Source organism: Streptomyces sp. Act143 (assembly GCF_003143935.1).
Taxonomy (GTDB): domain Bacteria; phylum Actinomycetota; class Actinomycetes; order Streptomycetales; family Streptomycetaceae; genus Streptomyces.
This window is the reverse complement of the sequence record NZ_QFRX01000001.1, coordinates 6,113,902-6,125,779: the sequence shown is the minus strand read 5'-3', so window position 1 is coordinate 6,125,779 and position 11,878 is coordinate 6,113,902. Positions and strand designations below refer to the sequence as shown.

8 protein-coding genes are annotated in these 11,878 nt (G+C 73.6%); 2 read left to right on the top strand and 6 right to left on the bottom strand.

The window, feature by feature from the left end; all coding sequences use genetic code 11:
- The first annotated feature begins 157 nt into the window (after positions 1 to 157).
- A complete protein-coding gene (locus DI272_RS27955) occupies positions 158 to 922 on the top strand; it encodes a hypothetical protein (protein ID WP_109497983.1) in 765 nt (254 codons plus the stop codon).
- Positions 923 to 1,206: 284 nt separating this feature from the next.
- On the opposite strand, the gene DI272_RS45535 is transcribed toward DI272_RS27955, so the two are convergent.
- Positions 1,207 to 3,696 carry a DUF6350 family protein gene (locus DI272_RS45535; protein WP_258314699.1) on the bottom strand — a complete coding sequence of 830 codons (2,490 nt, stop codon included), beginning with the start codon at positions 3,694 to 3,696 and terminating at the stop codon, positions 1,207 to 1,209.
- A 96-nt stretch (positions 3,697 to 3,792) separates the two neighbouring features.
- Here DI272_RS45535 and DI272_RS27940 point away from each other — a divergent pair, with 96 nt between their 5' ends.
- On the top strand, positions 3,793 to 4,977 hold the full coding sequence (locus DI272_RS27940) for a helix-turn-helix domain-containing protein (RefSeq protein WP_109497982.1): 1,185 nt from the start codon (positions 3,793 to 3,795) through the stop codon (positions 4,975 to 4,977).
- 66 nt (positions 4,978 to 5,043) lie between these two features.
- On the opposite strand, the gene sucD is transcribed toward DI272_RS27940, so the two are convergent.
- The 5 genes from sucD to DI272_RS27915 all read right to left on the bottom strand — a co-directional run bounded on the left by sucD (position 5,044) and on the right by DI272_RS27915 (position 11,805).
- Positions 5,044 to 5,928 (bottom strand): succinate--CoA ligase subunit alpha, encoded by an 885-nt coding sequence (sucD, locus tag DI272_RS27935; RefSeq protein ID WP_109497981.1) that lies wholly within the window; start codon positions 5,926 to 5,928, stop codon positions 5,044 to 5,046.
- Positions 5,929 to 5,947: 19 nt separating this feature from the next.
- A complete protein-coding gene (gene sucC, locus DI272_RS27930; protein WP_109497980.1) occupies positions 5,948 to 7,126 on the bottom strand; it encodes an ADP-forming succinate--CoA ligase subunit beta in 1,179 nt (392 codons plus the stop codon).
- A gap of 445 nt (positions 7,127 to 7,571) precedes the next feature.
- Positions 7,572 to 9,356 carry a hypothetical protein gene (locus DI272_RS27925; protein WP_109497979.1) on the bottom strand — a complete coding sequence of 595 codons (1,785 nt, stop codon included), beginning with the start codon at positions 9,354 to 9,356 and terminating at the stop codon, positions 7,572 to 7,574.
- A gap of 137 nt (positions 9,357 to 9,493) precedes the next feature.
- Complete coding sequence (locus tag DI272_RS27920; RefSeq protein ID WP_109497978.1) at positions 9,494 to 10,459, bottom strand: hypothetical protein; 966 nt, start codon at positions 10,457 to 10,459, stop codon at positions 9,494 to 9,496.
- 179 nt (positions 10,460 to 10,638) lie between these two features.
- The gene (locus tag DI272_RS27915; RefSeq protein WP_109497977.1) at positions 10,639 to 11,805 is read right to left on the bottom strand and encodes a VWA domain-containing protein; all 1,167 of its coding nucleotides are present in this window, start codon (positions 11,803 to 11,805) and stop codon (positions 10,639 to 10,641) included.
- Positions 11,806 to 11,878: the final 73 nt, after the last annotated feature.

Here is an 11,878-nt window from a genome sequence, read left to right as displayed (position 1 = left end):
CGGACGGCCCCCACGGGACGGGGGCGTGGCCGGAAGGTAGCGTCTGGGAGGGCCCGACTCGGGAACGTGGCCGTCGTGCGGTGCGTTTCCGGAGTGAAAGCTCACATCAGACACTCACATCAGACAGCCGTATCACCTAGGGGAAGACGCTCACTTGATGCCGGACCGCAGCCTGCGACTCCTCACGCTCCCCCCGTATCCGGTGCCGGGAGGGGAGCACCGCGGCGTGCTGCTGCGGGAGCGCCCCGCCTCGCCCCCCGACGCCCCGTCGGACCAGAAGCCGGCCGAGGACGACAACCCCTTCGCCCCGCCGCCCGAGGGCACCCCGGACCGCCCGTGGCAGCCGCGCCGCCCGGCGGGCGACGACTCCTCCGAGGGCGACGACGGCTCCCGCTCGCCGTGGGGCAGCCAGTGGAGCGACCGCCAGCCCGGCCGTTCCTCCGGCGGCGGCTTCGGCGACCGTCCCGGCAGCTCCGGCCCCGAGGGCGGCCAGGGCAGCGGCGGCTCCGGCACGGGCATGCGCTGGGACCCCACCGACCCCACGCAGCGCCGGGCGCGCTACTCGCTCCTGAGCGGTATGTGGGCGTTCTTCTTCGCCCTGTTCAGCTGGCCGTACGTCGCCCTGCTGCTCGGCGCGCTCGCCCTGTACTGGGGCGTCAGCGCCCTGCGCGCCAAGCCCCGCCCCGCCGACCCCGACACCCCGGCACCGGGCACCTCGGGCTCCCGCCCCCAGACCACGGCGGCGATCAGCGGCCTGGTCACCGCGTCCCTGGCGGTCGTCCTGGTCGGCGCCGGCTTCACGGCCCAACTCGTCTACAGCGACTACTACACCTGCACGAACGACGCCCTCACCAACCAGGCGAAGCAGTCCTGCAGCGACCTGCTGCCGAAGGAACTCCGGGGAATCCTGGGGACGGACTGAGGCGGTGGCGGGCCTGCCGGTGGCGGGCGGCTGCTGATGGGCGGCTGGTGCGGGCTGGTCAGTGGCTGCTGATGGCAGGCCGGTGGCGGAAGGCTGGCCGGTGGCGGCTGATGAGTGGCCGGTGACCGGTCGGTGGCCGGCGGGGCCGATGGTGGCTGACGGGTGGCGGGCGGCCAGCGGGGACCGGTCGGTGGCTGGTGATGGCTGACGGGGGCCGGTGGCTGGTCGCCGGCGCGAGCCTGCCGTACCTGCTGACGGGTGGGCGGCTGGCGGGCCTCGCCCCGTCACTCCGCGTCCGGCGGCTCCGGTAGCGTCGAGGCTTCCCTGAGCGCCGCCCAGCGCGCCTCGCGGGAGGCGTCGTCGTGCCAGGGCGACTGGGTTGCCGGGGCGGCCGGGTGGAAGTCGGCGGGGAGGAAGTCGTAGGGCTCGAAGGCGGCATCGTCGGCGTCGAGTTCGTACGTCGTGGACGGCACCGCGCCTTCGCGCCCCGGGCGCGACTTGCGGGAGAACCAGCGGTTCGCGGAGTTCCTGCGGGCGGAGTTATGGACGCGGGAGTTATTGGCGCTGGAGTTCTTGCCGGCGGAGTTCTTGGATGCGGACGTCCCGGGAGCCGGTGTCTCCGGAGCGGACACGTCGCGGATGGTCATCTCGGAGACGAACGCCTCGGGGGCGGACGTCTCAGCGGAGAAGGTCTCGCGGATGTATGCCTCACGGACGGAGGTCTCAGGGGCGGAGGTCTCAGAGGCGGGGACCTCGGAGACGGGGGTCCCGGGGGCTGAGGTTCCGGGGACGGGAGTCCGGGAGCCGGGAGCCCCGGAGGCCGAAGTCGCGAGGCCTGCCGCCCGGTCGCCGCTCCTCCGGCGTGAGAACCACCGCCCCGCCCGCGGCGCCGACACCTCCGGCTCCGCCGCAGCCCCCTCAGAACCGACCGGGTCCCATACGCCGGCCTCAGAAGCCGATGCCTCTCCCCGCGCCCGGGCCACCGAAGCCAGCGCCTCACTCCATACCCCGGCCCCCGACACCGACGCCCCTCTATGCGCCCCGGCCCTCGACACCGACGCCCCTCTACGCGCCCCGGCCTCAGAAACCGACGCCTCCCCCCGCGCCCCGGCCCCCGACGCCTCCCCCCGCGGCTCCGCGAGCCTCGCCGCCCGCGTCCGCCGGGCGCCCCGCACCCCCCGTGCCTTTCGTTCCCGGCGTTCCCGGCGTTCCCGGCAGCGCCAAGCCCTCAGCGCCAGCGCCGTGGGAATCGCCGTCGCCGCGATCCACACCAGTGCCGCCGCTCCGGTCAGCCACCACACCGGCCCGAACCAGGCCAGCGCGGCCACGCCGAGCGGCCCGCCCGCGAGCGCGGCGAGCACCGCCACCGAGACCGCGCAGAGGGCGGCCGCGAGCCCGGCGGTACCGGCCGTCCGGCCCCGCGACCAGGCCACGGAGGCCTGGCCCACCCGCGCGCCGTCACCCCGGCCCTGCGCAGCCCCGCCCTGCGCAGCCCCGCCCTGCGCATGTCCGCCCTGCGCACCCCCACCCCGCGCTCCCCCAGCCGCTCCTGCGACCCACCTCGGCAACCCGTCCGCCGCACCGACTCCCCCGACCCGCCGCGTCCCGGACGCCATGGCACCGTCCGAGCCGCCACGCCCCGGCGCCCCGACACCGTCGGCCTGTCCGCGCTCCCTCCGGCCTCGTCGCCCGGTCGCCGGCCCCGCCACGAACCACCCCACCGTCACCCCGGCGACCAACGGCACCACTCCGGTCACCCAGTTCAGCCAGGTCCCGGTGCCTTCCCCGGGCACCGCCGCCAGCAGCGGGAACGGTGGCAGGAGAGGCGCCGGCGCGGCCGACAGCGGGCTCACCACATGCCCCGTGCCCAGCACGAACCCGGGCCCGAGGGCGTACGAGAGCGACCAGACCGCCGCGTTCGGCACGAGCGCTACGCACAGCAGCAGGACGGCGAACCGGCCGGACCAGCCCTCCGTCAACTGGAGGAAGGACAGCCGCGCCGCGCCCCCGTGCCCCACCAGCGCCGCCGCCAGCACCAGCGCACCGCCCCCCACCAGCAGCGCCACGCCCGCGCCCGCCGCCCGCGCCGCCACCCCGAGCCGCCGCCGGGCGTCCGGGCCGAGGAGGAGCCGGCGGACCGGCGCCGGCAGCAGGAGCAGCGCGCTGTCGACGGGGCCGCGCGGGCGGCCGTACGCCGTCCAGACGCCCGCACCCGCCGCCACCGTCACCACGACCGGTACGCACACGGCCGTCCACACCCACGAGGGCCGCAGCTCGCCGCCCGCCGCGTACGACGCGGCCGCCGCGCCGACGGCCAGATAGCCGAGCACGACACCCGTGAACGCCGTCCCCCCGGAGGCACCGACCGCACCCGCCGCACCCCCCGCACCCACCGCGGTCTCGTCCTCGTCGTCGGCGACCGCGTCCCGTGCCGCCCGGTGCACCAGCCACACCGGCAGTACCAGCAGCAGCAACGGCGTCACACCGACCGGCGCCGGTACCCCGGACAGCGTGTCCGTGCGGACCAGTTCCGCGCCGTGCGCGAGCAGCCAGAGTGCCGCCGCGACGTGCAGCGCGCCCCCCGGTCCGCTGTCCGGATACGGCGAACTGATCCACAGCACCATCACCAGCACGGCGAGCGAACCGAGCCCGAGCCCCGCCGCGAGCACCCCGCTCAACAGGCTCGCGGCCATTCCGGGCGAGCGTCGGCGCAACCGAGTGAGGAGGGGCGACAGGGGCGATCGGCGCACGGTCATCTGGATCACGACCGTCATGCTCCCAACGACACGCGCTTTTCCGTCGTAACAGGCGAACTTCTGACGTGTCGCTCAATATACGACTATGTACTTTTTCGTACGAAGGGGCGCCCTGTGACACAGAGCCCTGCAACCCCGCTTCCCCCGCCCAAGGAACGCCGACGCCTGCGCGAGGCCGGGTCGTTGACGCAGGCTCAGGTCGCCGAACGGGTGGGGGTCACCCGGGAGACGGTCCGCGCGTGGGAGTCCGGCCGTACGAATCCACGCGGGCGCAAGCGGGAGGCGTACGCGAAGCTGCTGGGCACCTTGGTGCAAGAGAAGCCGCCGCCCGAAGAGGTGACGGAACCTCAGTTCCACGAGGCCCCGGCACCACCGCCCGAGACCGAGCCCGGGACCGGGACCGAGACCAAGGCCGAGGCCGCGACCGCGACCGCGACCGCGACCGAGCTCGGACTTCGGTCCGAGGCCGACGCCCGGACCGAACCGGAGGAAACGGCCGCCTCCCTGACGCCCGCTCAGGCCTTCGACGCCCTGTACGCGTTCTGCGCGCCCGCCCTCGTACGGCAGGCCTATCTGCTCACCGGGCGGCGCGAGCTCGCCCGCGAGTCCGTCGAGTGGGCCTTCCAACTGGCCTGGCAGCGCTGGCCGGAGGTGGCGGTCGACCGCGACCCGGCGGGCTGGGTACGGGCGACGGCCTACGAGTACGCCCTCTCCCCCTGGCACCGCTTCCGCCCCCGCTACCGCCACCCCGAGGCCCCGCCCGCCGACGCCTCCGACCGCGCCCTGCTGGCCGCCCTCCTGCGCCTGCCGCCCCGGCAGCGCCGCACACTCGTGCTGTACGACGGTGTCGGCCTCGACCTCCCGGAGACGGCGGCGGAGACGGAGGCGAGCACGCCGGCGGCGGCCGGGCGGCTGATGAACGCGCGCGAGGCGATCGCCGCGCGCCTGCCGGACCTCTCCGAGCCCGCCGAACTGCACCGCCGCCTGACCGAACTCGCCGCCACCGAGCGTCTGCGCGCGGCGAAGCCGCCGGTGGTGCGGACGGGAAGTGAGCGCAGGGCCCGCTTCTGGACCCGGGCGGCGATCGCGTTCACAGTGGCGCTGATCGGCGCGACGGTCCTCACACTCCGGACGGCTCCGACGCACTACGAGCCGCCGATCACGCCCGGGGCGGAGATCCAGGGGGTGCCGCCGAAGGTGGCGCAGGGCGCGCTGTCGGAGGCGGAGACGGAGTTGCGGGAGAAGCTGCGGGGCGCGGTGACCAGCGGTCCGGAGCGGCTGGTGCCGCTGTCCCGGTGAGAACGGCGGCGGGCCCGCCCCCACACAGGGAACGGGCCCGTCGACGCTCGGCCGGGAAGCCGCTGCTCAGCCGGCGAGGATCTCGCGCGCCAGCTTGGCGGTCTCGGTCGGGGTCTTGCCGACCTTGACACCGGCGGCCTCGAGGGCCTCCTTCTTCGCGGCGGCCGTACCGGAGGAGCCGGAGACGATGGCGCCGGCGTGGCCCATGGTCTTGCCCTCGGGCGCGGTGAAGCCCGCGACGTAGCCGACGACCGGCTTGGTCACGTTCTCCTTGATGAACGCGGCCGCACGCTCCTCGGCGTCGCCGCCGATCTCACCGATCATCACGATCAGGTCGGTGTCGGGGTCGGCCTCGAACGCGGCGAGCGCGTCGATGTGCGTGGTGCCGATGATCGGGTCGCCACCGATGCCGACGGCGGAGGAGAAGCCGATGTCACGGAGCTCGTACATCATCTGGTACGTGAGCGTGCCGGACTTCGAGACCAGACCGATGCGGCCCGGCTTGGTGATGTCGCCCGGGATGATGCCGGCGTTCGACTGGCCCGGGGTGATGAGACCGGGGCAGTTCGGGCCGACGATGCGGGTCTTGTTGCCCTGCGAGACGGCGTACGCGTAGAACGCGGCCGTGTCGTGGACGGCGATGCCCTCGGTGATGACGACCGCGAGCGGGATCTCGGCGTCGATGGCCTCGACCACGGCGGCCTTGGCGAAGGCCGGCGGCACGAAGAGGACGGATACGTTCGCGCCCGTCTTCTCCATGGCCTCGGCGACCGTGCCGAACACGGGGATCTCGGTGCCGTCGATGTCGACCGACGTGCCCGCCTTGCGCGGGTTGACGCCACCGACGATGTTCGTGCCGTCCGCCAGCATGAGCTTGGTGTGCTTCATGCCCGTGGCACCGGTCATGCCCTGGACGATGACCTTGGAGTCCTTGTTGAGGAAGATAGCCATGGCTGTGTTCCCTCGTCCCTTACTTCGCAGCCGCGAGCTCGGCGGCCTTGTCGGCCGCGCCGTCCATGGTGTCCACACGCTGGACCAGCGGGTGGTTGGCGTCGGAGAGGATCTTGCGACCCAGCTCGGCGTTGTTGCCGTCCAGACGGACGACCAGCGGCTTGGTGACTTCCTCACCGCGGTCCGCGAGCAGCTGCAGCGCCTGGACGATGCCGTTGGCGACCTCGTCACAGGCGGTGATGCCACCGAAGACGTTGACGAAGACCGACTTGACGTCGGGGTCGCCGAGGATGATCTCCAGGCCGTTCGCCATGACGGCGGCGGAGGCGCCACCACCGATGTCGAGGAAGTTGGCCGGCTTCACGCCGCCGTGGTTCTCACCGGCGTACGCGACGACGTCCAGGGTGCTCATGACGAGACCCGCGCCGTTGCCGATGATGCCGACCTCGCCGTCGAGCTTGACGTAGTTGAGGTTCTTCTCCTTGGCGGCGGCCTCGAGCGGGTTGGCCGCGTCCTTGTCCTGGAGGGCCTCGTGCTCCGGCTGACGGAACTCGGCGTTCTCGTCCAGGGAGACCTTGCCGTCCAGGGCGATGACGTCGCCGGAGGCGACCTTCGCCAGCGGGTTGACCTCGACCAGGAGGGCGTCCTCCTCGATGAAGGTCTTCCACAGCGTCACGAGGACGTCGGCCACCTTGTCGGCGACCTCGGCCGGGAACTTCGCGGCCTCGACGATCCGGCGCGCGACCTCGGGGGTCACGCCTTCGTTGGCGTCGATCGGCGTCTTGGCGACGGCCTCCGGGCGGGTGGCCGCCACCTCCTCGATCTCCATGCCGCCCTCGACGGAGGCGATGGAGAGGAAGGTGCGGTTGGCACGGTCGAGGAGGAAGGAGACGTAGTACTCCTCCACGATCTCGGGAGCCGTCTCGGCGATCATCACCTTGTGGACCGTGTGGCCCTTGATGTCCATGCCGAGGATGTTGGTGGCGTGCTCCACCGCCTCGTCCGGGGTCGCGGCGAGCTTGACGCCACCGGCCTTGCCACGGCCGCCGACCTTCACCTGGGCCTTGACGACGGACTTGCCACCGAGGCGCTCGGTGGCTGCGCGGGCCGCCTCAGGCGTGTCGATGACTTCACCGGCCAGCACCGGTACATCGTGCTTGGCGAAGAGGTCCCTCGCCTGGTACTCGAACAGGTCCACGCGCTTCCGTCCCTATCAGTGATCTCGCGGTTCGTTGGATGCGTGGGCGTGCCGCGATGGGCAACGTGACGTCCGCCGAGGGTCACAAGGGAGGCGCACACGGTGTCCGAGCGCGCGGCATGTCCGTCTCGCAGGTTATCGCTGGTTGCGGAGGGCCCCTAAATCGAGCGTCACACCTGAGCGGTGATACCTGTCACATGATGCCGTCCTCACTGGCACGGCGTGTCAGGTGTGAGGGGTCGAGGGGGTCGCGCGGAAGGGCCTCACCGGGCTGGGGTTGACCCGGTGAGGCCCCCTGAACAGCCCCTCGAGGGGCGCGGAGCCGATGATCCCCACCCCAATGAGGACCGACCGGCTCCGACCGCGAGGGGTCACGCCGGACGGACCGACGGCTTTCGGCCGTCCGGGCGTGCTTCCTCGCGGAGTCGGGTGTGGGTGGGAAGGGTCAGACGCCGTGCCCCGGGGTGACGGACCGGGCGACACCCTGGGTGCCGGCGAGGGCGTTCCCGGCGACGGGGGCCACGCCGCCGACGGTGTGACCGACGACGGGCACGACACCGTCGACGGTCGCCCGTACGTCCCCCGTCACGCCGGACGCGAAGGGGGCGACGTCCTGGGTGACGTCGTGGACGAAGGTCCCGGCGCTGCCGCCGACACCTTGCACGACCGGCTGGACGATTCCGACGACCGGCTGGACGACACCGACGACGGGCTGGACGGCTCCGGTGACGCCGTACGCGAAGGGCGCCGCGTCCTGGCTCACCCCGCCGGCCAGGCCGGTGGCGTGCCCGGCCACGCCGTACGCGAGCGGCGGCACCTCGCCGACGGTGTGCCGCACGTCCCCCGTCACGCCGTACGCCAGCGCGTCCACGTCCGCCACGGCCCGCTCCGCGACCGGCACGACCCCGTGCACGGCGGTGTTCACGACGGGCGGCAGCACCGTCCCGGTGACGTCGGCGGCGACCTGCCCGACGAGCCCGGTGGCGTACGGCGGCACCTCACCGACGACACCGCCCACGACCTGCCGGACCCCGGTGACGGCGTCGGTGGCGACGGGGGCGACGCCGTGGACCGCGCCGGTGGCGAGACCCTGGGCACCGGCGGTGACGCCGGTGGCGACGGGCAGGACGCCGGTGACGACGCCGTCCGCGAGTGCGGTCGCGGCGCCGACGGTGTGACCGGCGGTCCGGCCCACCCCGGTGACGGCGTCCATGGCGACGGGGGCGACGCCGCCCACCGTGCCGGTGACGACCGGCGGGACGCCGTGCACGGCACCGGCGGCGACCGGTGCCGCTCCGTCCGCCGCATGGGTGACGACCGGCACCGCGCCGTTCAGTACGGCGCCGGCCAGCGGGGGGATCGCTGCGGCGGTGGTCTCGTCGACGACGGGGGCGAGGGCGTCGGCCTCGGCCCGAGCGGTGGTGGCGACGCCGGCCGCGCGGGCCCCGGTGCCGGTGAGCGCGGTGTGCGCCGTGCCGGTCGTGGCGGACCCGGTGCGGCCCGCCCCCGCGACGACCTGCTGCGCCTTCGTCCTTACGACGCCGTCGACGCCCCGCGCCTGCGTGCGCGCCGCCGACTGGGCGCCCTGGAGCTTGGTCTGGGCGCCGGCGAGGGCCCGCTCCAGCTCCGGGGCGAAGGCGGCGAGGGGGCCGAAGAGGTAGTCGACGCCGTCCTGCGGGGCGCCCGAGTCGGAGACGGTGGTCCGGGCGGCGCCGACCGTGTCGCCGGACGCCGTGGCGGTCGCCGCTCCGGCCGTCGCTGCGGCCGTCGCGTCGAGCTGCGCCTGCGCGGCACGGGCGACACGGGCGGCCTTCGCGCCCTGGATGGCTGCGGCGCCCTTGATCTTGCCGGCCTTGGAGGTCGGGGAGGCCGTGGAAGCCGCGGCGGCCTTGGCCGCCTGGGCCGTCTGGGTGGCCTGGGCGGTCTGGGCGGTCTGAGCGGTCTGAGCGGTCTGAGCGGTCTGAGCGGTCTGAGCGGTCTGCGGGGTGGTGACTGTCGTGTCGTCGAGCGTGTCGGCCACCCCGGTGACGACGCCGTCGACCGTGCCGGTCACGCCGGTCACCGTCTCTGTGACGCCCTCCGCGAGGTCACCGGTGAGGTCCGTCGTCGTGTCCGAGACGGAGAGGGAGGAGGCGGGCAGTTCGTCGGCACTCGCCGCGGCGGAACCGAGCGCCCAGGCGCCCGAGACGCCGGCGGCTATGACGAGGGAGCGACGGATGTTCTTGTTCATGGGTACGTCAGATCCTTGGGAGGGGTGGTCCGAAGGCCCTGAGCGACAGGGGTTGCCGGGCTTCGGACGGCTGGACGGTCGGGCAGACCTGTGCCGCCCCCGCGCGCCGGATGGGCAGCGGGGTGCGGGCGTCCGTCCTAGGCCGGGGAAACCGGGATGTCCCGGTGCCGCTCCCGGGTGCCGTCCGCGTCGGTGCGCGCGACGCCGCCGGGCACGAGCCGCAGCGGTGCCCGGTCGCTCAGGGACGCGGCCTGTGCGTCGCCGTGCCGCGGCGAGCCGTTGTCCACGCCGGGCCGGTGGCCCAGCACCCCGTCCTGGTCACCCGTGGGCGCCTGGTGCACGGGGGCGTACCCGCCCTTCGCGGCGCCACGGTGCCCGTGCACCTTGGCCGTCGTACCCGTGGCGGGGGAACCGCCGACGGACGACGGGCCGTACGCACCGCCGTCCCTGCTCGTCCTCGCCTTGTCAGAGTCCTGCCCGCCGGCCGGGCCGTCGGCCGGTGCGTCCGGCCGCGGCGTCGCCGCGACCGGCGCCGGCAAGGTCTGCCCCGGCAACTCCGGCACCACCGGCAGCTCGGGGGCTTCCGGCAGCGTCGGCAACTCGGGCACGGACGGGAACGACGGCAGGCTCGGCAACGACGACAGGGGCGGCACCGAAGGCAACTGCGCCTGCGCCTCGGCCAGCTGATCCGTGACCGTCTCCACGAGGTCCCCGACCGGCTGTACGACCTTGCCGTCCACGGCACCGACGACGTGCTCGGTCGCCGGGCGGAGCACCTTGTCCTCGACACCCAGGACGTCCACGACGTCCACGACGCCCGATGCGTCCACGTCCACGACGTGCTTGACCGTGTCGTCCGTGTCGTCCGTGAGGTCCGTGAGGTCGGGCAGCGGTGCGGTCGGGTGCGCTTCAGGCGTCGGTGCGGACGCGACCACACGGGACGTCGGCGTCGGCACTCCCTCCGCCGCGGTCGCCCGCTCCCCGCAGAGGAACCCGAGCGCGAACAACCCGCCCACCAGCAGGACCACTTGCAGCGCACGCCGACCTGCCGCCGTGCGCAACACGCGCAGAGCGGCACCGGGCAGAGCGGCTGACCAGGTCAACAGGGGGTGGGTCCTCCCGTGCGGCGGAACACGTCACGCGTGAAGAGCCACGCGCCGACGCGACGCTGAAGAGGCGTCGATACTCGCACGTAAGTACGGAGGTTGCGCAAGCCCCCTGTTACCGATGGGTACTCATGTCCCTTTTGCTGGACGGAGTCGACGGTCACCGGGTCGCCACATCACCCCTCCGGCACCGGAATCGGCCGTTTCTCGATCGCCGCGGCCATCACCTCCGGGAACAGGTCCGGCGTACAGGCGAAGGCCGGCGCACCCAGCGCGGCGAGCGCGGCCGCGTGCTCCCTGTCATAGGCCGGCGCCCCCTCGTCGGACAGCGCGAGCAGCGCCACGAACTGCACCCCCGACGCTTTCATCGCCGCGACCCGCTTGAGCATCTCGTCGCGTATGCCGCCCTCGTAGAGGTCGCTGATCAGCACGACCACCGTGTCCGCGGGGCGGGTGATCTGCGACTGGCAGTACGCGAGCGCCCGGTTGATGTCCGTGCCGCCGCCGAGCTGGGTGCCGAAGAGGACGTCGACCGGGTCGTCGAGCTGATCGGTGAGGTCGACGACCGCGGTGTCGAAGACGACGAGCCGGGTGCTGATCGACCGCATGGAGGCGAGCACCGCCCCGAACACGGACGCGTACACGACCGACGCCGCCATGGACCCCGACTGGTCGATGCAGAGGACGACTTCCTTCTTCACCGACTGCGACGCCCGCCCGTAGCCGATGAGCCGCTCGGGGACGATCGTCCGGTACTGCGGCAGGTAGTGCTTGAGGTTGGCCGCGATCGTGCGGTTCCAGTCGATGTCCTGGTGACGGGGCCTGCTGATACGGGCGCTGCGGTCGAGGGCGCCGGTGAGGGTGGCCCTGGTGCGGGTGGCGAGCCGCTTCTCCAGGTCCTCGACGACCTTGCGCACGACCGCCCGCGCCGTCTCCTTCGTCGTCTCCGGCATCGCCTTGTTGAGCGAGAGCAGCGTGCCGACGAGATGGACGTCGGCCTCCACCGCCTCCAGCATCTCCGGCTCCAGCAGCAGCGTGGCGAGGCCGAGCCGCTCGATGGCGTCGCGCTGCATCACCTGCACGACCGAGGACGGGAAGTACGTCCGGATGTCGCCGAGCCAGCGCGCCACGGACGGCGCCGACGCCCCCAGACCCGCGGAACGGTCCCGTCCCTGCTGCTGCCCCTGCCGGTCCCCCTTCCCGTACAGCGCGGCCAGGGCCCCGTCCATCGCGGCGTCCCGTCCGGCGAGCGTGCAACCGGTGCCGTCCGCCGCGTCCCCGCCGAGCACCAGCCGCCATCGCCGCAGCCGCTCCTGCCCCAGGTCCAGTGCCTCGACCGTCATACGCCGACTCCTGAGAAAGACCGATCCGCCGAACCCTGCACGCACCCCAGCCACTCCGCCGGAGCCTGCTCAC